At 65.4% G+C, this 21327-nt stretch carries 24 protein-coding genes; 11 read left to right on the forward strand and 13 right to left on the reverse strand.

Annotated features, from left to right (window positions below; genetic code table 11):
* Positions 1-41: 41 nt before the first annotated feature.
* Entirely contained in the window at positions 42-593 is a 552-nt protein-coding gene (locus ACNI3Q_RS08820) for a DUF2306 domain-containing protein (RefSeq protein WP_426275875.1), read from the reverse strand.
* Between the two features lie 154 nt (positions 594-747).
* Here ACNI3Q_RS08820 and ACNI3Q_RS08825 point away from each other — a divergent pair, with 154 nt between their 5' ends.
* The gene (locus ACNI3Q_RS08825) at positions 748-1545 is read left to right on the forward strand and encodes a LytTR family DNA-binding domain-containing protein (RefSeq protein WP_426275877.1); all 798 of its coding nucleotides are present in this window, start codon (positions 748-750) and stop codon (positions 1543-1545) included.
* Positions 1546-1549: 4 nt separating this feature from the next.
* On the opposite strand, the gene folP is transcribed toward ACNI3Q_RS08825, so the two are convergent.
* The 5 genes from folP to thiD form a co-directional block, all read right to left on the reverse strand.
* Entirely contained in the window at positions 1550-2674 is a 1125-nt protein-coding gene (gene folP, locus ACNI3Q_RS08830; protein ID WP_426275879.1) for a dihydropteroate synthase, read from the reverse strand.
* Positions 2675-2752: 78 nt separating this feature from the next.
* Positions 2753-3526: an outer membrane protein gene (locus tag ACNI3Q_RS08835; RefSeq protein WP_426275881.1), complete on the reverse strand. Its 774-nt coding sequence runs from the start codon at positions 3524-3526 to the stop codon at positions 2753-2755.
* A 168-nt stretch (positions 3527-3694) separates the two neighbouring features.
* The gene (locus tag ACNI3Q_RS08840; protein WP_426275883.1) at positions 3695-4825 is read right to left on the reverse strand and encodes a site-specific DNA-methyltransferase; all 1131 of its coding nucleotides are present in this window, start codon (positions 4823-4825) and stop codon (positions 3695-3697) included.
* A gap of 209 nt (positions 4826-5034) precedes the next feature.
* On the reverse strand, positions 5035-5601 hold the full coding sequence (locus tag ACNI3Q_RS08845; RefSeq protein WP_426275885.1) for a ribonuclease HII: 567 nt from the start codon (positions 5599-5601) through the stop codon (positions 5035-5037).
* The gene (gene thiD / locus ACNI3Q_RS08850) at positions 5598-6767 is read right to left on the reverse strand and encodes a bifunctional hydroxymethylpyrimidine kinase/phosphomethylpyrimidine kinase (RefSeq protein ID WP_426275887.1); all 1170 of its coding nucleotides are present in this window, start codon (positions 6765-6767) and stop codon (positions 5598-5600) included. The genes ACNI3Q_RS08845 and thiD overlap by 4 nt, the downstream gene beginning before the upstream one ends.
* Positions 6768-7023: 256 nt before the next feature.
* Between thiD and ACNI3Q_RS08855 the strand changes: the two genes are divergently transcribed.
* Positions 7024-7947 (forward strand): hypothetical protein, encoded by a 924-nt coding sequence (locus ACNI3Q_RS08855; protein ID WP_426275889.1) that lies wholly within the window; start codon positions 7024-7026, stop codon positions 7945-7947.
* A 28-nt stretch (positions 7948-7975) separates the two neighbouring features.
* Here the strand turns inward: ACNI3Q_RS08855 and ACNI3Q_RS08860 are convergent, their stop codons facing one another.
* The 4 genes from ACNI3Q_RS08860 to glmM form a co-directional block, all read right to left on the reverse strand.
* On the reverse strand, positions 7976-8869 hold the full coding sequence (locus ACNI3Q_RS08860) for an aspartyl protease family protein (protein WP_426275891.1): 894 nt from the start codon (positions 8867-8869) through the stop codon (positions 7976-7978).
* 72 nt (positions 8870-8941) lie between these two features.
* Positions 8942-9166, reverse strand: coding sequence for a DUF1272 domain-containing protein (locus tag ACNI3Q_RS08865; RefSeq protein ID WP_426275893.1), 225 nt, complete (start codon positions 9164-9166; stop codon positions 8942-8944).
* Between the two features lie 126 nt (positions 9167-9292).
* Positions 9293-9664 (reverse strand): endonuclease domain-containing protein, encoded by a 372-nt coding sequence (locus ACNI3Q_RS08870; protein WP_260021837.1) that lies wholly within the window; start codon positions 9662-9664, stop codon positions 9293-9295.
* An 89-nt stretch (positions 9665-9753) separates the two neighbouring features.
* Positions 9754-11094, reverse strand: a complete 1341-nt coding sequence (glmM, locus tag ACNI3Q_RS08875; RefSeq protein WP_426276662.1) for a phosphoglucosamine mutase — start codon at positions 11092-11094, stop codon at positions 9754-9756.
* Positions 11095-11166: 72 nt separating this feature from the next.
* Here glmM and ACNI3Q_RS08880 point away from each other — a divergent pair, with 72 nt between their 5' ends.
* A complete protein-coding gene (locus tag ACNI3Q_RS08880) occupies positions 11167-12444 on the forward strand; it encodes a dicarboxylate/amino acid:cation symporter (protein WP_426275896.1) in 1278 nt (425 codons plus the stop codon).
* 75 nt (positions 12445-12519) lie between these two features.
* Here the strand turns inward: ACNI3Q_RS08880 and gorA are convergent, their stop codons facing one another.
* Both gorA and pgi read right to left on the reverse strand, forming a co-directional pair.
* The gene (gene gorA, locus ACNI3Q_RS08885) at positions 12520-13866 is read right to left on the reverse strand and encodes a glutathione-disulfide reductase (RefSeq protein WP_426275898.1); all 1347 of its coding nucleotides are present in this window, start codon (positions 13864-13866) and stop codon (positions 12520-12522) included.
* A gap of 60 nt (positions 13867-13926) precedes the next feature.
* Positions 13927-15420 (reverse strand): glucose-6-phosphate isomerase, encoded by a 1494-nt coding sequence (gene pgi, locus ACNI3Q_RS08890; protein WP_426275900.1) that lies wholly within the window; start codon positions 15418-15420, stop codon positions 13927-13929.
* A 102-nt stretch (positions 15421-15522) separates the two neighbouring features.
* Here pgi and lepB point away from each other — a divergent pair, with 102 nt between their 5' ends.
* From lepB to era, 3 genes are read left to right on the forward strand one after another with little or no spacing between them, the layout of a single operon-like run.
* Positions 15523-16332 carry a signal peptidase I gene (gene lepB, locus ACNI3Q_RS08895; RefSeq protein ID WP_426275902.1) on the forward strand — a complete coding sequence of 270 codons (810 nt, stop codon included), beginning with the start codon at positions 15523-15525 and terminating at the stop codon, positions 16330-16332.
* Positions 16333-16335: 3 nt separating this feature from the next.
* On the forward strand, positions 16336-17001 hold the full coding sequence (rnc, locus tag ACNI3Q_RS08900) for a ribonuclease III (protein ID WP_426275904.1): 666 nt from the start codon (positions 16336-16338) through the stop codon (positions 16999-17001).
* A 9-nt stretch (positions 17002-17010) separates the two neighbouring features.
* Entirely contained in the window at positions 17011-17910 is a 900-nt protein-coding gene (era, locus tag ACNI3Q_RS08905; RefSeq protein WP_426275906.1) for a GTPase Era, read from the forward strand.
* Between the two features lie 137 nt (positions 17911-18047).
* On the opposite strand, the gene ACNI3Q_RS08910 is transcribed toward era, so the two are convergent.
* A complete protein-coding gene (locus ACNI3Q_RS08910; RefSeq protein ID WP_426275907.1) occupies positions 18048-18662 on the reverse strand; it encodes a DUF6445 family protein in 615 nt (204 codons plus the stop codon).
* 493 nt (positions 18663-19155) lie between these two features.
* Between ACNI3Q_RS08910 and ACNI3Q_RS08915 the strand changes: the two genes are divergently transcribed.
* From ACNI3Q_RS08915 to ACNI3Q_RS08935, 5 genes are read left to right on the forward strand one after another with little or no spacing between them, the layout of a single operon-like run.
* On the forward strand, positions 19156-19392 hold the full coding sequence (locus ACNI3Q_RS08915) for a hypothetical protein (protein ID WP_426275909.1): 237 nt from the start codon (positions 19156-19158) through the stop codon (positions 19390-19392).
* 45 nt (positions 19393-19437) lie between these two features.
* Positions 19438-19713 carry a type II toxin-antitoxin system ParD family antitoxin gene (locus tag ACNI3Q_RS08920; protein ID WP_426275911.1) on the forward strand — a complete coding sequence of 92 codons (276 nt, stop codon included), beginning with the start codon at positions 19438-19440 and terminating at the stop codon, positions 19711-19713.
* Positions 19713-20006, forward strand: coding sequence for a type II toxin-antitoxin system RelE/ParE family toxin (locus ACNI3Q_RS08925; protein WP_426275913.1), 294 nt, complete (start codon positions 19713-19715; stop codon positions 20004-20006). Before ACNI3Q_RS08920 ends, ACNI3Q_RS08925 begins: the two co-directional genes overlap by 1 nt.
* The gene (locus tag ACNI3Q_RS08930) at positions 20003-20185 is read left to right on the forward strand and encodes a type II toxin-antitoxin system YoeB family toxin (protein ID WP_426275915.1); all 183 of its coding nucleotides are present in this window, start codon (positions 20003-20005) and stop codon (positions 20183-20185) included. The genes ACNI3Q_RS08925 and ACNI3Q_RS08930 overlap by 4 nt, the downstream gene beginning before the upstream one ends.
* A 31-nt stretch (positions 20186-20216) precedes the next feature.
* Complete coding sequence (locus tag ACNI3Q_RS08935) at positions 20217-21311, forward strand: RelA/SpoT domain-containing protein (RefSeq protein ID WP_426275917.1); 1095 nt, start codon at positions 20217-20219, stop codon at positions 21309-21311.
* Positions 21312-21327 lie beyond the last annotated feature (16 nt).

A 21327-nucleotide genomic window follows, 5' to 3' on the forward strand; every position in this document is an offset into this window, starting at 1 on the left:
GATCCGCCACCCGCAACACGGGCTTTGTGCCGTGTTGCCGATCAGCCGAACAGCCAGGCCCCCATCATCCGGTCCCCGGCAAAGCTGAACAGCCCGGCCAGGAACAGGCCGCCGAAATACAGGCCAGCAAGGTGAAAGCGGTGCTTGTCGATGCGGCCGGTGCGCGCGGCATGGACGGAGAGGACGGCACCGATGATCGTCATCGGCACGAACAGGTGGATGAAGCTGAAGTCGCCATGATTGACGTGCCGGATGAAGATGGCGGAAATGGCGGTGGCGATCATCAGCATCACCCAGATGCGGCCCAGCTGTTTGTGTAGCGGGCTGCCCTTACGCGCGATCAGGATATACAGGCCGAGGGGAGCAGCGGGCACTACGGTGATGACGTGGATCATCACGGCCAGGCTTTTCCAGGACGAGTGCTCCGGCGCCAGGCCAAGCATCGCCCGGCCGACCGCCGCCAGTGCCATGACGGAGATGATCGTGGCGGAGGCGATCAGGCCCCAGCGGACCAGCGGCGGATAATCCATCGCCGCCGAACGGGCGGTGCGCGGCGTGGCGGGCGAGCGGGAAAGGGCGGTTGCGATCGTCATGGCTTGGCTCCGTCTTGGATGACGGGGCCGGTTTGCCAGCGGGCATTTCACGGGCAAGCGCGGGTCCGCGGATGGTGCAGCGCGTGCGTCAATCGCGCGGAAAAGCGGTGTTTTTCCCCTTCACGAAGCGTGAAATGGCAGCCATGGTCGTGTCATGCCATCGGCCCGCCAGATCCTGATCGACCTGACCATCCTGATTGTGATTGGCGTTGCCATGGCGTTGATCGGACCGTTCGGCAGCTTTCGCGCGTCCTTTGCCTGGCGGCTGGTCTATTGGTGCGGTGTCATCGTTGCCGGTTACGCCTTTTACCGCCCGGCGGGGAGCATCGCTGCATGGCTGTCGCCGCGATTGCAGGTGCCGGAATGGACCATGTGGGTCGCCGCGTGCGTCGTGGGCACCGTGCCGATGTCGGCGGTCGTCTGGCTGACCGGATGGCATGGCGGCACGTTGCGGATGCCGTCGCTGGAAGAGGCGGTGGCTCTGTATGGCCAGGTGCTGGTGATCGGCACCATCGTTACCATGATCTTTTTCCTGATCGCTCAGCAGCAGCGGGCGCGCCGGGCGCTGGCGGGTGTCGACATCGAAGCGTCGCCCGTCGCAGCGCCTGTGCCAGCGTCCCCGGCGCCGCCATCCGGCCCGACCGCACCGTTCCTGGACCGGTTGCCGCCGCGGCTGGGGCGCGTGCTGATCGCGCTGGAGATGGAGGACCATTATGTGCGGGCGCATACCGCCAGCGGCAGCGACCTGATCCTGATGCGGATGCGCGATGCCGTCGCCGAACTGGACGGCATGGACGGGGCGCAGGTGCATCGCAGCTGGTGGGTGGCGCGGGCGGCGGTGACCGGCGTGCGGCGCGAGGGCCGCAACCTGCGCCTGACGCTGACCGGCGGACTGGAAGCGCCGGTGGCGCGGGGCAAGGCCGCGGAGCTGGAGGCGGCAGGCTGGTTCTGAACCGTCAGCCGGGGCGGCCGACCAGCGCATGATCGCGGCATCCGCGCCAGACGCGGACCGCCTGAACCGTTTCCGGCACATCATGGACGCGGAGCAGCTGGCAACCCGCCTCTGCACCCCTGATCGCCAGCGCGACGGAGCCGCCGAGCCGCCGGTCCACGGGCGCCTCGTTATCCAGCGCGCCGATCAGCCGCTTGCGGCTGGCCCCCAGCATCACGGGACAGCCAAGGCCATGGAACAGCGTCAGCCCGTTGAGCAGGGCCAGATTGTCGGTCAGCCCCTTGCCGAACCCGATGCCCGGATCGATCAGGATGTTCGACCGCTGAACACCGCGCGCAGTGACGGCGGCGATCCGCGCCTCCAGCCAGTCATACACCTCGATCAACGGATCGGCATAGCCGGAGCCGCCATGCGGCCCGCTCGCTGGATCGGGTGAGTGCATCAGAATGACGGGACAGCCGGCCGCCGCCACAACTTCGACCGCGCGTTCGTCAAAGGCAAGGGCGGCGACGTCGTTGACGATATGCGCCCCGGCGGCGAGTGCGGCCTCCATCACCGCTGCCTTGCGGGTATCGATCGACAGGGCGGCGCCGGATGCCGCCAGCCGTTCGATCACCGGGACGACGCGCTTGATCTCGTCCCCTTCCCACACGGTGGCAGCGCCCGGCCGGGTAGATTCGCCGCCAATGTCGATCAGCGCAGCGCCCGCCGCGCTCATGTCATAGGCCACCTGAGCCAGGGCGGAGGGGTCATCGCCATGCGCGCCGCCATCGGAAAAGCTGTCGGGCGTGACGTTCAGGATTCCGGCGACCAGCGGCTGATCAAGGCGGAGCATCCGTTCGCCCGCGCGGATGACCGGGCGGGGGGCGGAGATCGCGGCGGCAAGCGCGCGGAGCCGTTCGGCCTGACCATCGGGCAGGCCTGCGATCAGGCCGGGCAGTTCCTCGACACGGACCAGCATCTGCGCGATCCGTCGGCCCTGCTGGACCGCGATCAGATCATAGGCGGAAAACCAGGACAGCCCGCCGGCCAGCCGGGCAACCTGTCCATCCAGCCCGATGGGGCTGTCGATAAAGGCCGTGGGGCGAAGATAGAGCCGCGCATCGGCGGGCAGGCTGTTGAGCGTCATGCCCGCTGCCTTAGCGCAGAGGCAAAGCGTTTCGCCAAGAAAAAGGGGCGGGCCCGATCAGGCCCGCCCCGCAAGCGATCAGTTGCCGCCGCCAAAGGCGATGCGGACACCGCCGCCGACGATCGACTGGCGCGATTCCACGCCCAGCGTCGCGGGCAGCAGCGACACGTCGGTCTGCGCCCGGTCCGGCGTCGCGCGCCAAGTGTACTGGGCGAACACCTCGAGGTTGTTGTTCAGCTTGTAGGTCGCGCCGCCCATCAGCTGATAGGCAAAGCGGGTCTGCTTGTCGTTGACGACCTCGACGCCTGACGGACGATAATCGACATCGACCTGCATCGCTCCCAGACCGACGCCGAAATAGGGCTGGAACCGGCCGGTGCTGTTGATGTCGTAATAGAGGTTGCCGAAGCCGTAGATCGTCTTCACGCTGCCCGGATCGGTGGCGAGGATCGCACCGACGGTCGGGTTGGAGGCCAGAGCGGGGCCCCGGGTCAGCACGGCCACGTTGGCGCCGTCGATCACTGCGCCGCCGGCGGCCAGGTTGCGGTGGCTGTCCACCTTGCTGTCGGAATAGCCGCCTTCGAATTCGATGCGCAGGCCGCCGTCAAAGCGGTAGCCCAGCTGGCCCGACACGTCATAGCCGGTGTTGAAATCCGTTTCCCAGCCCAGCGAGGTGCCGGCGGGAATGGCGCCGAAATCGGTCGTCGCGGGAACGGTGGTGGTGAACTCACCCTGGTTGGTCGAGCTCTGGTCGAGCGTCGCACCGCCGCGGACACCGATATAGACCTGAGCGGCGGCGGGGGCGGCCGGGATCAGGGCGATCGGAGCGGCAAGGAGAAGGAGCTTACGCATGGGACGGGTCCTCTTGTCAGATATGCTTTTGGCGCAATCAGCATTCAGGCGGCCGTTGGCCGGCCAGGCTGATCGAGCGCACAACGACATTCCGACCCGCTGGTTTCACGGATTTTAGCACAAAAGCTGCGCGAGCCACAGCAGCGTGGCTTTGCTGCAACAGTGCCCCTAGGGCTGGGTTGACAGCAAATAATCCTGTCTAATCATATCGATAGGACGCAAGCCCTGCGGTGTATCGACGTGCCAGAACGTCCAGCCGTTGCAGGCGGGGGCATTTTGTACAAGCGATCCGACCTTGTGAATCGATCCCATATGGTCACCGCACGCCAGCGATCCGTCGGCCAGAATGGTTGCCTGCCACCGCCGTTTGGCGTCGGTCAGCACCTGACCGGGCGTCAGCATTCCGTTTTCGATCAGCAGGCCAAAGGCGACGCGCGGCGGCTTGACCGCCGACTTCATCGATTTCAGCGCGCTTTCGTCCAGCGGCAGGGCGGCATCGATGCGCGCCTGTGCGGCCTCGACATAGGTTGCATCGCGTTCGATGCCGATGAACTTGCGGCCCAGGCGGCGGGCGACGGCGCCGGTGGTGCCGGTGCCGAAAAACGGGTCGAGGACGACATCGCCCGGCTGGGTCGTGGCCAGCATGACGCGATAGAGCAGCGCCTCCGGCTTTTGCGTCGGGTGCACCTTGTGCCCCGTATCGTCCTTTAGCCGTTCCTGACCGCTGCAGATCGGGAATTCCCAGTCGGAGCGCATCTGCAGCTCGTCATTCAGCGTCTTCATCGTCTTGTAGTTGAAGGTGTATTTCGCCTTTTCGCCCATCGACGCCCAGATCAGCGTTTCATGGGCGTTGGTAAAGCGCGTGCCCTTGAAATTGGGCATCGGGTTCGCCTTGCGCCAGACAATGTCGTTGAGGATCCAGAAGCCCTGATCCTGAAGCAGATACCCGACGCGGAAGATGTTGTGGTAGCTGCCGATCACCCAGATCGAGCCATTGGGTTTCAGGATGCGCCGCGCCTCCGTCAACCAGGCCTTGGTAAAGCGGTCATAGGCGGCGAGGCTGGAAAACTTGTCCCAATCCTGCGTCACGGCATCGACATGACTGCCATCGGGGCGATGCAGATCACCGCCGAGTTGCAGGTTATAGGGCGGATCGGCGAAGATCATGTCGATCGACGCATCGGGCAGGCCCTGCATCGCGGCGATGCAGTCGTCCATCAGGATGGTGTCGAGCGGCAGGCGGACGGGCGCCTTTTCCACCGTGCGCTGCGCGCGCTTTACCCGTTCCACAACCGCCATGAGATGCCCCCGAATTCGTCAGAGGCCGGACAAGGCCCCAAGTCGGGAGTCCCCGTCAAGCGCGCAATGGTTAACGAAAAGCGCGGGGATTCCATGCGGTTCCGGGCGATTCCTGCCATGATGGCAGATATTGAGTCCGCGGGTTGTCCACAGCCCCAAGGGATTGGGGGTGTGACCGAAAAGACTCAATCGGCGAACAGGAATGATTTTCACAGCAACATCGCCTGGGCAACCGGCGCAAAGCTGCGGCGATGGAGCGGGGAGGGGCCAAGGGTGCGGAGCGCGGCCAGATGCGCGGCGCTGCCATAGCCCTTGTTCCTGGCCCAGCCATAGCCGGGATGGACGGCGTCGGCATCGCGCATCATCCGATCGCGCGTCACCTTTGCGATGATGCTGGCGGCGGAGATGCATGGTTCGATGGCGTCGCCTCCGATGATCGCGCGGGATCGCCAGCGCCAGCCGGGGCAGCGATTGCCATCGACCAGCACCTCTGCCGGATCGACACCAAGCGCGGCGACGGCGCGTTCCATCGCCAGCATCGTCGCCCACAGGATGTTGAGCCGGTCGATCTCCTCCACCTCGGCAATGCCGACGCCCACCGTGCACTGATCGCGGATCCGGTCGAACAGCGTCTCGCGCCGGCGCTCGGTCAGTTTCTTGCTGTCATCCAGCCCGGCGATGCCGCCCGGACACAGGATGACGGCGGCGGCGACCACCGGCCCGGCCAGCGGCCCGCGCCCCGCCTCGTCCACCCCGGCAACAAGGGGGGCGTTCATTCCGGCGTGGCGGCAAGGCGCCAGGGCGGGAAGCGGCGCATTTCCCCCGCCTGATACAGGCAGACGGGGTTGCCGGCGGGATCATTCAGCCGCGCCTCTCGCCAGCCCCAGCGTTCGTCCACCGGCTCCTGCGTCACCTGAACCCCCTGTGCCCGCAGATAGGACAGGGTCATGTCGAGATCGGCGCATTCGAAATAGAGCATCGCGCGCGCGCCCATTTTTTCGGGCCGTTCCAGCGACAGGGTGGTGCCGCCATCGCTTTCGAACCGGGCATATTTGCCGGGGGTCGAGACGATCTGATTGAGGCCGAGCATCCGGTAGAAATGTTCTGCCGTCGCAATATCGGCCACCGGCACCGTGATCTGGTTCATCACCGGAGCATAGGGCGAGGCGCCAAGGTCGAGCCGAACACTGGCATGGCCCATCGGCCCGTGGCCGCCGCCCAGGCCGGGCGCATTCTGCATCGCCAGACGGACGAACAGCCGGGCGCGCTCCACCGCGCGGGGCAGGTCCCATTCCTTCGCCAGTTCGGTCGCCAGTGCGCTGGACAGGGTGCAGCCGGTGCCATGGGTTGCCATGCTGTCGATGCGCGGCGCGGCAAAGGCGATTTCCGGCGGACCGGATGCGGCGGGCTGAAACAACCGGTCGGTGACGGTCGCGCCGTCGCCATGCCCGCCCTTGACCAGAACGGCGGTGCCATGTGCCGCGACCAATGCCGCCGCGTTACCGCCCAGCGCCTTCAGCTCCGGAAGATTTGGCGTGGTGACGCTGGCGACCTGCATCAGCCGTTCGAAGGCGCCGATGGTTGCATCGTCGGCCAGGGCCGCGCCGCTGGTGGCGACCATCACGGGGTCGAAGACGATGGGAATGCCGCGCAGGTCCGCCAGCCGCTGCGCCACCGCCAGCGCGGTGCGGGCCGAGCCGATCATGCCGATCTTGACCGCATCGACGCCAATGTCGCGCACCACACTGTCAATCTGTGCCAGCACCATGTCGGCGGGCACGGCATGGACGGCATCGACACCCAGGGTGTTCTGCGCCGTGATCGCAGTGATGGCGGTCATCGCATGGCCGCCGAGCATGGTGACGGTCTTGATATCCGCCTGAATGCCCGCGCCGCCGCCGCTGTCGGACCCGGCGATGATGAGGATGCGGGGGATGCTCATCGGGTGACAGTTTTGACAGAGTGATGGTGGTTTTCGAACGACGCGCCAGTGACGCGACGGTCAGGCGACAGCGGCGCGATGCCAGCAATGGCGGCACGCGACGGGCAGGGCAGAGGCAAGGACATGGTCAAGCCATGCCATATCGGGGCGGGGGTAGGAAAGGGTGAGCGGACGGGAAGCCGGTTGTCACGGCTTGCGTTGGGATGACCCCGCGATAGGCTTTGGCCGATTACTCTTCCTGTTACCGGAGATCCGCATGATTCTGCGTGCCTGCATCCCTGCCGCTGTTCTGATGTCCGTCGGCTGTCCGGTTACTGCGATTGCCCCGGAGGCGGAGCGGCGGGCAATCGAGGTGCGCAGCGGCGAGACGGTGGAAATGACGGTCAATGGCCAGCCGGTGCGGTTTCGCATGGTGCCAGAGGCGATTTCGGTGCCCACCGTGAATGCCGATACGGCCCAGCGCATTGCGCTGAAGCCCAGCCTGATCGGATATATCTATGTCATCGGGCCAGAGCGCATCGGTTTCAACACCGACAGGGTCCGTTACGGGGAGGGCGAGGGGGCGTTCCGCGTCCGCACCGCGTTCAGCCAGCGGCAATTGGTGACGGGCGCGGACGGGATCGCCGGGCCGGAGACGTTTCCGTTCGGCAGAACCCGGTTCATCCTGCGCGACCCGCAGCCCGGCGACCGGGCGATCACCTTTCTCCTCGACCGCAAGATGGGGGACAGCCAGACCAGCGTCCGCATCGATGTGGGCGGCCGCCCGGTCTATGCCGCGTTCAGCATCGACCGGGCCGAAAGCCTTGTCACTGCAACGGGCGGCCGGTGGATCGCCGATGCCAATGGCGGGTTTTTCGACGGCGATGCGCGTGCCGCACCGATCCTGTATGGCGTATCGCGGCCGGTCCGTTCGCTGAAGCTGCAACGCCCGCTGATGCTGGGCGAGCTTGAGGTCCGCAATCTGGCCGTGCGGGTGTCGGACATCGGCAATGCGCGCGGGATTGCAGAGGGTGCGGCACCGGAAGAGGACCCGAACGAGATCGTCGTTGTCGGCGACAGCAAGCGCAAGGTGCCCAATCAGCGGCTGTATATCGGCATGGATACGATCGGGCATTGCGCGTCGATCGATTACGACTTTGCCGCGGGCACCGTGACGCTGATGTGCCCGCCCCGTTCCTGAACGCCGGGCGAGGCGATCGCCCGCCGGGTCATGCCGGACACAGGGCCACCCGGCTGCTGCGCTGATCGATCAGCAGGGTGAAGCGTTGAAGCGCGTGGGCGCCGACGAGCAATTCGGGGAAGCGGTCCGACACGCGCACCTCGACATCCGACAGGGTGGCGGCGCCGATGCGGAACGGCCCCTTCATCATGGCGCGGCTGGTGCTGATCGACCCGTTGGTCAGCCGCCCTTCGCCAGCCGCCGTCACGGTGCCGCCGTCGATGCGGTCGAACAGCGGCTTTGGCAGGACGAAGGCGACGTTCGCGCCGGTATCCAGATTGCCCTCCACTACCGTGTCGCCGATGCGGACGGGGACGCGGAACGCGCGTTCGTATCGCAGAACGCCCGGATCGTCCGAACCCAGGGACAGGGAGCGGGTGAAGGTCAGGCGGCGGGCCGGATAATCGATGATCAGTAACCCGTCCTCGAAAAAGCCTCGGCCGAGGATGCCGGCAAAGGCGGCGTCCGCGCTCATCCGGCTGGCATAATCGCGGGTGATGACTTCGATGTCGCGGCGGACCAGGCCCCCCAGCTCGACCGAGGCGAGGCGGACGGTGTCGACCGACGCCGTGGTCACCCCGTCCGACGACTGGCCCGATCCGGTGACAGGCAGGCCGAGGTCACGGACCAGTGCGGCATCGGCGCGGCCCATGCCGCTGGCCCCGGTATCGACCGCGAAACTGTGCGGCCCGGTGCCGTTGACCATGGCCGAGACATAGATGCGGCCATCGACGACGCGGAACGGCACGCTGAACACGGCATCGGCGGTGGCGGCGCGGGCCGGGGCGCAGGCGGCGGGCGGGGCGGTGGGTTCCGCGCGCGGCGGCTGATCCTGAACCAGTGCGGCGAGCGCCGCGCCCATGTGGAACAACGTGCCGACCATCCGTCCCCTCCGCCCAATGTGTGTTACCTGAACAATACACAAAGGGTGCCGGGACGCAATGGCGGGCGGCGCTTAGGCCTTGAAGTGGCGGGTGGTGCTGGCCGGATGGCGTTTCAGCGCATCGCCGGTGCGCGTGGGGCGATCCATCAGTTCGCCGCCGCAATTCGGGCAGCGTTCGTCCAGTGCATCGGCACATTCGGTGCAGAAGGTACATTCGAACGAACAGATGAACGCGCCCGGCCGGGCGGGTGGCAGATCGGTGCCGCAGCGTTCGCAATCGGGGCGCATGTCGAGCATGGGGTCAAGAATAGGGCAAATCCGGAACGACGAGAAGAACGAAGAAGGCCCTCACCCAACCCTCTCCCGCAAGCGGGAGAGGGCTATGGCTGGCGGCGTGGACTGTCCGCAAAAGCCCTCTCCCGTTTACGGGAGAGGGTTGGGTGAGGGTGTTTTCTTTGACCCCTCGAGCTTGGCGAGAATCGTCGCAAGGACGCCGTCCGGGTTCTCCAACACGTCGTGGTTCCAGAAGCGGAGCAGCGCGTAGTCTGCTGCTTCCAGTGCCTTGGAGCGGGCTGCGTCGCGTTCGGGGCTGTGCTGGCCGCCGTCCAGTTCCACGATCACGCGATGTTCGGCGCAGAGAAAGTCGACGATAAACGGGCCGACCGTCGCCTGACGCCGGAACTTGTAGCCGCCAAGCTGCCGGTTGCGCAGGGATTGCCAGAGGCGTTGTTCCACATCGGTCGCTTCGCGGCGCAGGCGGGCGGCGTGGGGACTGGTCGGGCCGATCGCGGGCATCGACAAATGGTATAGGGAAGAAGGCCCTCACCCAACCCTCTCCCGCAAGCGGGAGAGGGCTTTTTTTGGACGAGCGGGTGACGGTTGGCTTACGCCGCGGCCGATCGCACGGCGTCGCAGATGCGGTCGACCACCGCCTCGACCTGGGCGGCGTCGTCGCCCTCTGCCATCACGCGGATGACGGGTTCGGTGCCGGACGGGCGGATGACCAGGCGGCCCTTGCCGGACAATTCGGCCTCTGCCGCGGCGATGATCTCGCGTACGCTGGCCGCCTCCAGCGGCTTGCCGCCGGAAAAGCGCACATTCTTGAGCAGTTGCGGCACGGGTTCGAAGCGGTGCAGCACCTGGCTGGCCGGGGCGCCGGCGCGCTTGAGTTCGGCCAGCACCTGAAGCGCGGCAACCAGGCCGTCGCCGGTGGTGGCATAATCGGACAGGATGATGTGGCCGGATTGTTCGCCGCCGACATTGAAGCCGGACCCGCGCATCTCCTCAAGCACATAGCGGTCGCCGACCCGCGTGCGGGCCAGTGACAGGCCGGACCGGTCGAGGTGCCTTTCCAGCCCCAGGTTCGACATGACCGTGGCAACAAGGCCGCCGCCCGCCAGCCGACCGTCGCGCGACCAGCCATCGGCGATGGTCGCCATCAGCTGATCCCCGTCCACAACATGACCCTGTTCGTCGCACACGATCAGCCGGTCGGCATCGCCGTCCAGCGCAATGCCGATATCCGCGCCGGACGCGACGACGGTTTCGCACATCGTCTGCGGATAGGTGGAGCCGATGCGGTCGTTGATGTTCTTGCCATTCGGATTGACGCCGATGGCGATGATTTCCGCGCCCAGTTCCCACAGGGTGGTGGGCGCAACCTGATAGGCGGCACCATTGGCGCAATCGATCACGACCTTAAGCCCGTCGAGCGTCAGCGTGTCGGGAAAGGTCGCCTTGGCAAAATGGATATAGCGGCCGCGCGCATCCTCGATCCGGCGGGCGCGGCCGATTTCGCTGGACGCGATCAGCGGAATGTCGCTGTCGATCAGCGCCTCGATCGCCAGTTCGTCGGCATCGGACAGTTTATAGCCGTCCGGCCCGAACAGCTTGATCCCGTTATCGGCATAGGGGTTGTGGCTGGCCGAGATCATCACGCCCATGTCGGCGCGCATCGACCGGGTCAGCATCGCCACTGCGGGCGTGGGCATCGGGCCGACCATCACGACATCGGTGCCCATGCTGGTAAAGCCTGCGACCAGCGCGCTTTCCAGCATATAGCCGGACAGGCGCGTATCCTTGCCAATCACGACCCGGTGGCGGTGATCGCCGCGGCGGAAATGCGCGCCGGCCGCCATGCCGACCTGCATCGCCATCCGCGCGGTCATCGCGCCTGCATTGGTTGCCCCCCGGATTCCGTCAGTGCCGAAATATTTCCTTGCCATCGCGCGAGCCTGCTCCACCTTGCCGCCATGCGTTGCGGTGCGTCATAGCGCGCACATCGGTAAAGGGCGAGTATGTCACAGGCGACACGAATATTGGCGGCGCTGATCCTGGGCCTGGTGCTTGGCGTGTTCATGGCGGCAGAGGCACCGGGCGGTGCGGCGGCGGTCAACAGCGTGGCCGAGCCGGTGGGCCGGGCGTGGCTGAACGGATTGCAGATGACGGTCGTGCCGCTGGTCATCGCCCTGTTGGTCACGGGCATTGCAGCGACGGCGGAGGCGGCGAAGGCGGGCCGGATCGCGGCGCGGACCATCGTAACCTGCGTCACCCTGCTCTGGCTAAGTTCGTCGGTCGGCGCGGCCGTGACGCTGGGCCTGTTGAAGCTGTTCCCGCTGGGCGAGACGGCGGCGGCGGCGCTGAAATCCACCTTTGCCGGGGCGGAGCCGGTGGGCGATGTGCCGCCCTTTTCCGAGTTTCTGGTCGCCATCGTGCCGACCAATGTGCTGGGCGCGGCGGTGAATGACGCGTTCCTGCCGCTGATCCTGTTTACCACCGTCTTTGCCTTTGCCGTCACGCGGTTGCCGGAGCCGCCGCGGCTGACGTTGACCGGGTTTTTCCAGGCGGTGGCGGACACGATGCTGATCATGATCGGGTGGGTGCTGTGGCTGGCCCCGATCGGCGTTGCGGCGCTGGCGTTCCGGGTCGGCGCGACGGCGGGCACGGCGGCGGTCGGTGCGCTGATCCATTATGTGCTGATAGTGGGCGGTACCGGCCTGATCCTTTCCCTGTTCGCCTATCCGCTGGCGATGTTCGGCGGGCGGATGAAGCTGGGCAGTTTTGCCCGCGCGATCCTGCCCGCGCAGGTCGTCGCGCTGTCCACCCAGTCGTCGCTGGCATCGCTGCCCGCGATGCTGCGCGCGTCGGAAGGGCTGGGCATTCCCGTGGCGCGGTCGGGCGTCATCCTGCCGCTGGCGGTCGCGATTTTCCGCTATACCGGGCCGTGCATGAACCTGGCGGTCGCGATCTATGTCGCCCATGTGTTCGGCGTCGAGCTGACCCCCGCGCAGCTGGCGGCGGGGATCGCGGCGGCGGCGATCACCACGATGGGGGCGGTCAGCCTGCCCGGCACGATCAGTTTCATCAGTTCGATCGCGCCGATCGCGGTGGCCATGGGCCTTCCGGTCGAGCCGCTGGCGCTGCTGGTCGCGGTCGAGATGCTGCCCGATATCGTGCGGACCATCGGCAATGTGACGGCGGACGTGGCCGTGACGGCGACGGTCAGCGCGCGCGCGGGCGGTGCGGAGGATAGCGGCGAACGGACCGAGGCGGACGCAATCCTGGCGGGGGGATAGCGGCTGTCCCCTGGCAAGGGCGGCAGCGTCCTTCGACAGGCTCTGGACGAGCGAAGGTGGGGGCGTGGTGCCCGTTCAGCGCATCAGCACCAGTTCCTCGGCCATCGTCGGGTGGATGGCGACGGTTGCGTCGAAATCCGCCTTGGTCAGCCCCGCCTTGACTGCGACGGCCGCGGCCTGAAGGATTTCGGGGGCATCCGGGCCGATGATGTGGATGCCGAGGATGCGGCCGCTCTCCGCCTCGCAGATCATCTTGTACAGCGCGCGTTCGTTGCGGCCGGCCAGCACATTCTTCATGGCGCGGAAGTCGCTGGCATAGACCTTGACCGTGCCATATTTCATCTTGGCCTGGCTTTCGGTCAGGCCGACCCCGGCAATGGGCGGATGGCTGAATACCGCGCTGGGGATACAGTCATAATCCACGCGGGTGGGCTTGTTGCCGTAAAAGCTGTCGGCAAATGCCTGACCCTCGCGGATCGCGACGGGGGTCAGCTGAACGCGGTCCGTCACATCGCCCACCGCAAAGATGCTGGGACAGGCCGTGCGATTGTCCGCATCCACCGGAATCGCCCCGTTTTCGGCGAGGGTGATGCCGACGCCTTCCAGCCCCAGCCCGGCCGAATTGGGGACGCGGCCCGTGGCGAACATGACGCAATCGACGTCGATATCGGGATGGCCGCTCATGCTGACGCGCAGGGTGCCGTCGGCCAGTTTCTCGATCCCCCGGAAGCTGGCGTTGAAGCGGAACTGGATCCCCTTCATCATGCTGATCTGCAAGAGCCGGTCGCGGATCTGTTCGTCATAGCCGCGCAGGATCATGTCGGAGCGGTTCATTAGCGTGACCTCCGCCCCGAATTCGTTGAAGATGCCGGCAAATTCATTGGCGATATAGCCAGCACCGGCGATCAGGATGCGGCGGGGCACGGCGGGCAGATGAAACGCCTCGTTCGAGGTGATGCCATGTTCGGCGCCCGGGCAATCGGGCACGTGCGGGCGCGCGCCGACCGCGATCAGGATGCGTTCCGCCGTAATCGTGCGGCCCGAGGCGAGCGTCACTTCATTGGGGCCGGACACGGTGGCGCGTTCGCCGATCACCGTCACCTTGTTGCTTTCCAGCGTGGTCGTGTAGGCGCCGTTGATCCGGTCAACCTCCTTGAACACGTTCGCGGTCAGCCGTTGCCAGTCAAAGGCCACGTCCTTTGGCACGTCCCAGCCAAATTCGCGGGCATCGCGCAAATCCTCGGCAAAATGCGCGCCGTAAACGAGCAGCTTTTTGGGCACGCAGCCCCGGATGACGCAGGTGCCGCCGACGCGATATTCCTCGGCAATCGCGACGCGCGCGCCATAGGCGCCGGCAACGCGGGCCGCCCGTACGCCGCCCGAGCCCGCGCCGATGACGAAAAGGTCGTAGTCGAATGCCATGGATTGTCCCCGGTGGATAACGCCCGGCACTTAGGGTGCCCGGTGCCCGTCCGCTACCCGTCAGCCCAGCGCGCGGGCAATCAGGGCGTTGGTGCTGGCGTCGAAATCAAGGTCGCCCGCATCGGCGGCCTTGGCCATTTCCTTGCCCAGCTCCACCCCGAACTGGTCGAACGCGTTGATGCCGAGCAGCACGGCGTTGACGAAGGTGCGGTGTTCGTAAAACGCGATGAGCGCGCCCAGCGTGCGCGGGTCGAGCGTATCCAGCAGGATGGTCGAGGACGGCCGGTCGCCGGGATAGGCACGCGCGGCATCGGCATTGGCCCGGCCTGCCATCAGCGCGGCCCCTTGGGCAAAGCAGTTGAGCAGCAGCTGGCGATGATGCGCCTCTGCCAGCGTGTCGCCCGGTTCGATGACCGCGATGAATTCGACGGGCACGATATGCGTGCCCTGATGCAGCAACTGGAACACCGCGTGCTGGGCATCGGTGCCGACCCCGCCCCAAGTGATGGGCGCAGTGGCGCGGGTGACGGGCGTGCCGTCCGCCGTCACGCCCTTGCCATTCGATTCCATCTCAAGCTGCTGAAGATAGCTGGGCAGCAGGCGGAGCCGTTCGTCATAGGCAAAGACCGCGCGGGTCGCGCAGCCCTTGACCTGTGTATAGTAAAGGTCGGCAATGGCGGCGAGGACGGGGGCGTTGCGTTCCACCGGGCTGAGGCGGAAATGGCGGTCCATCTCGGCCGCGCCCTCCAGCAGTTCCTCGAACGCGGTCCAGCCAAGGCCGAGCGCGGCAGGAAAGCCGAGCGACGACCACAGCGAATAGCGGCCCCCCACGCTTTCCGAAAAGGGCAGGATGCGGGTTTCATCGACGCCCCAGGCAACCGCCTTGTCCGGCGCGGCGGTCAGCGCGATGACCCGGCCATAGGGATCGGCGACCCCGCCCTCCGTCATCCAGCCAAGCGCGCTTTCGGCGTTGAGCAGGGTTTCGGTGGTGGTGAACGTCTTTGACGCGACCAGGATCAGCGTGGCGGCGGGATCGAACCGCTTCACCGCCTCTTCCAGCGCAAGGCCGTCGACATTGGACACGATGGCAACGTCATAGCGACCGGCATCGCGGCCAAGCGCATCGACGATCAGGTCCGGGCCAAGGGCCGAACCGCCAATGCCGATGTGCAGGATGTGGCGGACGGGGCCGAGCGCCTCTGCCTCGATCGCGTCGATCAGCGCGCGCATCCGGGATTGGAACCCGCGTGCGCGTGCCACGCTGTCGGGATTGCCTTCGCCGCGTTCGGCGGTGTGTTCGACGGCGCGCCCTTCCGTCACGTTGACGACCGCGCCGCTGAACAGCGCATCGCGCGCCGCCGCCAGGCCGGCGGCGTCGGCAAGCGCGGCAAAGGCGGACAGGGCGGCATCGTCCAGATGCGTTTTGGACCAGTCGAAATGGAGGCCGGCGACCCCGAGGCTGAGATGGTCGACGCGCGCCGGATCGGCGGCGAACAGATCGGCCAGCGGACGCGGCGAAAGCGCGTCGACGGCGGCCCAAGCGGAATCGGTCATGTCGGTCCCTTCCATTGTCCGAGCGCGCCTTAGCGTCGGCTTGCGCGGCTTTCCACCGGAAAGGCGGCTTGACGCACCGCCGCCCGCCCGCGATGGAGGGCCATGCCGCACGCATCCCGATCCGCCGCCGTCCGGGCGGGCAAGCGTTCCGAACTGGTCGATACGCTGTTGTTCCTGATCAAGCTGATCGTGCTGGTCGTGATCGTGCGCAGTTTCCTGTTTTCGCCGTTCAGCATTCCGTCGGGATCGATGCTGCCGCGGCTGCTGGTCGGCGATTACCTGTTCATCACCAAATGGAACTATGGCTATTCCCGCTATTCACTGCCCTATGGCGTGCCGCTGATTTCCGGGCGCGTCCTGGCGACCATGCCGGAGCGGGGCGATGTGGTGGTGTTCAAGGCACCGCCGCTGGCCAAGGATGACTGGATCAAGCGGGTCATCGGCCTGCCCGGCGATACCATCCAGATGCGGGGCGGCACCCTGATCCTGAACGGACGGGCGGTGCCAAAGGACCGGATCGCCGATTTCACCGTGCCGGTCAGCCCGAACAGTCCGTGTGCCGCGCCGATGCTAGACAGCGATGCGACAGGGCGGCAATTCTGCCGATATCCGCAGTTTCAGGAAACCCTGCCCGGCGGACGCAGCTATCGCGTGCTGGATCAGGGCTATGCCCCCGCCGCCGACGATACGCCCGTTTACACCGTGCCCGCGGGTCACGTGTTCCTGATGGGGGACAACCGCGATGATTCGATGGACAGCCGGTTTGCCAGCGGGATCGGGTTCGTGCCGCTGGAAAACCTCGAGGGGCGGGCGGCCGTCACCTTCTGGTCCACCGACGGGTCGGCGGAGTGGATCAAGCCATGGACCTGGTTCAGCGCCGCCCGCTTCGAGCGGATCGGCGAGGGGTTCTAGACCGTGGCAAGCGCGGCGGAATGGATTGCCGAAACCTTTGGCGTTGCGGACAGGCTGGCCGATTTCGAGCGGGCGCTGACCCATGGCAGCCAGGCGGCGGCGAATTACGAACGGCTGGAGTTTCTGGGCGACCGGGTGCTGGGGCTGGCGATGGCGACGTGGCTGTATGAACGCTTTCCCGCCGAGCCGGAGGGGGCATTGTCGCGGCGGTTCAATGCGCTGGTCACGGGCGCTGTCTGTGCCGATGTGGCGCGCGGGCTGGGCGTCGTGCCGCATCTGAGGCTGGGCAAGCAGGCGCGCGACGATGGCGCGGCGCAGAGCGACAATGTGCTGGGCGACGTGATGGAGGCGCTGATCGGGGCGCTGTATCTGGCACGCGGGTTCGATGCGGCGGCGGCGTTTGTCCGGGCCGCATGGGCCGACCGGATCGAAACGCAGGTCAAGGCGCCGCGCCATCCCAAGTCGGCGTTGCAGGAATGGGCGGCGGCGCATCAGCGGCGGCCGCCGGAATACAGCCTGGTCGAGCGCAGCGGGCCGCAGCACGCGCCGCGGTTCATCGTCCGGGTGACCATCGGCAAACTGGCCGAAGCGACGGGCGAGGGGACGAGCAAGCAGGAGGCGGAAACGGCCGCTGCTGCTGCGCTGTTGGCCGAGCTGGAACAAGAATGATGGATATCGATGGAATCTGAACAGAAATGCGGCCTGGTGGCCGTGCTGGGTGCGCCCAATGCGGGCAAATCGACGCTGGTCAACGCGCTGGTCGGCCAGAAGGTCGCCATTGTCAGCCCCAAGGCGCAGACGACGCGCGCCCGGTTGATGGGCATCGCCATCGAAGGATCGACGCAGCTGATCCTGGTCGACACGCCCGGCATCTTTGCCCCCGAACGCCGGCTGGACCGGGCGATGGTCGCCGCGGCATGGGGCGGGGCCGAGGGGGCGGACGCCATCGCGCTGGTCGTCGATGCCAAGGGCGGCCTGCCCGAACGGGTCATGGAGATCGTGGACGGCATCGCCGCGCGGCCGGAGCCAAAGATCCTGGTCCTGAACAAGGTCGACATTGCCGACAAGCCGCGATTGCTGACCCATGCCCAGCGGCTGAACGAGCGGCTGGCGTTCGACGAGACGTTCTTTGTTTCCGCCACCAGCGGCGACGGGGTGGCCGAGATGAAGGCCGCGCTGGCCGCCCGGATGCCCGAGGGGCCGTGGCATTTCCCCGAGGACCAGGTGTCGGATGCCACCGACCGGATGCTGGCCGCCGAGGTGACGCGCGAGCAGCTGTACCTGCAACTGCACGCCGAACTGCCCTATGCCAGCGCCATCGAGACCGAGAAATATTCGGAGCGCGAGGACGGATCGGTCGAAATCCACCAGCAGATCTTTGTCGCCCGCGACACGCAGCGCGCCATCGTGCTGGGCAAGGGCGGGCAGCGGATCAAGGAGATCGGCGCGCGCGCCCGGGCCGAGCTGGAGCGGATCATGGGCGTTCGCGTTCACCTGTACCTGCATGTCAAGGTGAACCCCCGGTGGGAGGAGGACCGCAGCCTGTACCGGGACATCGGGCTGGACTGGGTGGATTAAGGGCCGGTTGAGAGCTGTTTCAGCCAGGCTGAAACAGGTGCGGCGCCGGCCCGCTCCCCCACCCGGCCACCCATAAGATACTGCCGTTGGGTGGCCGGGTGGGGGAGTGGGCCGGTGCCGCTTCAGCAAAGTCCTTCCTATCCCGCGGCGAAGAACATCAGCATCACCAGCCGGCCATTATCCGCTCGGTCGCCAAAGCCGGGCGCGCTGTTGTGGAACATCCAGGGCGAGAACAGGATCAGCCGGTTGTAGCGCATGGGCGCGGTGAACGTCTTTTCCCACTTTGCCGGTTTCAGCGTGTCGGCATTGACCACGCGTTCCACCAGATCGTCGGGATGGGCAAAGCCAGCGCGCACCACCCCGTCCAGTGTCGGCGGCACCCGGTCCAGCCCCGTGCGGCGGTGGCGAAAGAAATCGGTGCCGCCCCGGCAATCCTGATCCCGGCTGAGATAGAGGATGCCGGAATAGAAGCACGGATCGACATGGACGCCCGACAGCCCGCGATCCCCGCGCAGCGTCAGGCGGCAATGCCCGTGGCTGGTCCCCGGCGCAGGCCGGACGGGCGCGCCGATCGTGCGCCCCACCGTGTCGTCCAGCCCCGGAATGGCAAGCGCCCGGTCGGACAAGAGGCCGGGATAATTCCCGTCCTTTCCCGCCGGATCATAGCCAAGCCGCAGCGCAGCCGCGCGCGCATCGTCCGGATTGGCGAGGAAATCGTCGATGATGAGGAAGGAGGGCAGGGTCACGGCCATAGACCTATCGCGGCCAGCGAAGCGAGGGAAGAGCGCAGCTGTGCCTGACAGTTTTGACAGAACAGGAGGGGTTCGGGGGGAAGGCGCCAGCGATGCGGCGGCAAAGCACCCACAAGGCGGCGCAGACGCGACAGGCAGGCGACATCCATGCTCCAGTCGAGCCACACGTGGGCGACGGACCCGCGACACCGAGGGAACCGATCCGGACGATACCGCGACATTGATGCGCCGTCCGGGTGACACAGAAGCGACGAACAGGGGCCGTAGAGTGTGGGTGCGGCGAAGGACAGCCATCATCGGCGCGGCCCGAGGGGCGGGCTGGGTGTCGGTGCGATGCTGGGTCATGCGGGGCGTGTGGCATGGGACGGGGTGTGTAGGACAGGGGGCGGGGCTTTGGTGCGCCAACCCTCTTGCCCGAGCGGAAGGTCAGGGCGGATTCTGATACCTTGGTTGGCCGGGCCGTCGATGGGCAACGCTGAACGAGATGCCGACCATGAGCCGGAGCCGCAAGAAAACGCCGATCATCGGTTTCACCTGCGCCAAGAGCGATGAACCGTGGAAGGCCAAGGCGGCACGGCGCTTTCGTCAGGCGGCCAAGCAGGCATTGGCCGGTGACGATGGAGAGGCTCTGTTACCGGAGCGCCGTTGGGCGGAGGTCAACCCGTGGGATGCGCCAAAGGATGGCAAGCAGTGGGTTGGCGGTGGCCCGGCGCGCTGGCTTTGGAAATGAACGCGCCGCCTTGGCAATTCTAGCGCAAAATCGTATACGATTTGCATGGCACAGATGAACATCTCGCTTCCCGAAAAGCTGAAAGGCTGGGCCGAACGGCGCGTCGCTGAGGGACGATACAGCAGCACCAGCGATTATGTGCGCGACCTGATCCGGCGGGATGAGGCGGAAGAAGCGATCCGCGAGCGTGAACGAGCGCGATTGGCGGCGGCCTGGCATGAGGGGATGGCGAGCGGCGAGCCGCAAACGGTATCCGACGATTGGGCGGATCAGGTAGTTGAGCGCGGCCGGTCACGGCTGAATCCGTCATCCGAGGCATGATGCGTGTCACGATCCGGCCGCAGGCGGATCGCGATCTGGACGAGATTTACGACTGGATCGCGCGGGATGATCCCGCGGCGGCGGAGCGACACGTCCGGCGGCTGGTGACCGCGGCGCTGGCCCTTAGCGACTTTCCGGAACGCGGGCCGATGCGCCCCGATATCGCCGAGGGCGCGCGCAGCATCGTCGTTGGCCGGTATCTGGTTCTGTATGCCATTGTCGGCGAGACGGTGGAGATTGTGCGCTTCCTGCACGGTGCGCGGGATATGGGACGGGGGCTGAAGAGTGATTGAGGTGGGGCGCTCGGCGTAAGCAGGCAGCGAAGCTGCAAATCCCTCAAGCAATTAGGTATACTGTCCCCGGAATTCCTTCACAGCGAATCAATAAGGAACATCGGCTGGTGTATCGCGTGGCCGCAGGGAGCGGGAAGGATCAGACACTGCAGGTGGCGGGGTATCAGTATCATCGTTGAGAAAATGCCATAGACTAGCTACCGAGTCTTTATGCCATACATGTCTACTTACCCGCCGCCACCGAAATCAAAGCGTGAGGTCAATCGCGCTGGAAAGGCTATTGGCGATGGAAAAGGTACAGAGGATGATAAGGCGCTAGTCGATCAATGGCGCGCTTCGCACGGCTACGTCATCAACACCTTCCAAATATTCTTCAAACGCCGAATTCAAAAGATCAATTCAAGCATAGAGTTTGCTCAGCGCTTGAAGCGCCGACATACAGTCATCGACAAGATCACGCGCCGACACCCAGATGGTCGGCCACTGATGTCCGACGTCACCAGCATGCAGGACTTTGCCGGATGTCGCTTAATCTTCGACACACTCGAGGATCTTAGACGATTCCGCGATTACGTACATTCCAGTAAGTCGATGGAGCACGTTGCGCATAAGCTTCGACACGATCCGTCGAAGTACGATTATATACATCACCCCAAGTCGAGCGGATACAGGGGAATCCACGACGTCTATGCTCATCACCCCCGCGCTCACAGGCGCGGTCGAAAGGATTCCGAGCCGTGGCAAGGTTTGTTGGTTGAAGTTCAGTACAGGACACGTGTCCAGCATGCATGGGCAACCGCGCTAGAGATTTCTGATATCGTAGACGGACAAAAAACAAAATTCGACTTGAATGACAGTGAACGCGTCCGTTTTTTTGCGCTAGCTAGCGAAATATTGGCTAGATTCCACGAGGGTATAGCTAATGCTATGGTCGATTTGGAGACGGATGCTCTTTGCAAAGAATTTAGTAATCTTGAAAGAAGTCTCGGGATTTTACAGCGATTACACGCGCTAAAAGTCTCAGGTGGGTTCGACAAATTCAAGCGTCACAACGTCTTAAATGTCTATAAGGACGATAGAGGCGATTTAGGGTTAGAAATTTTCACGTTTTCAAGTCCAGCTGACGCAATCGAGAAAGCTTCCCAACTCGAAAGCGACCCTGATAGCTTAAACGCCGTTTACGTTCGAGCTGACAACCCCAGCCAAGTACGCAGCGCCTATCGGAACTATTTTAATGACGCTATAGATTTCGTCAAACTTGTCAGAGAAGCATTAGCCAGTCATGGAGTTAATCCTGATCTATAATGAGACCGGGTTCGAC

Source organism: Sphingomonas eleionomae, assembly GCF_049889035.1.
Taxonomy (GTDB): Bacteria; Pseudomonadota; Alphaproteobacteria; order Sphingomonadales; family Sphingomonadaceae; genus Sphingomonas.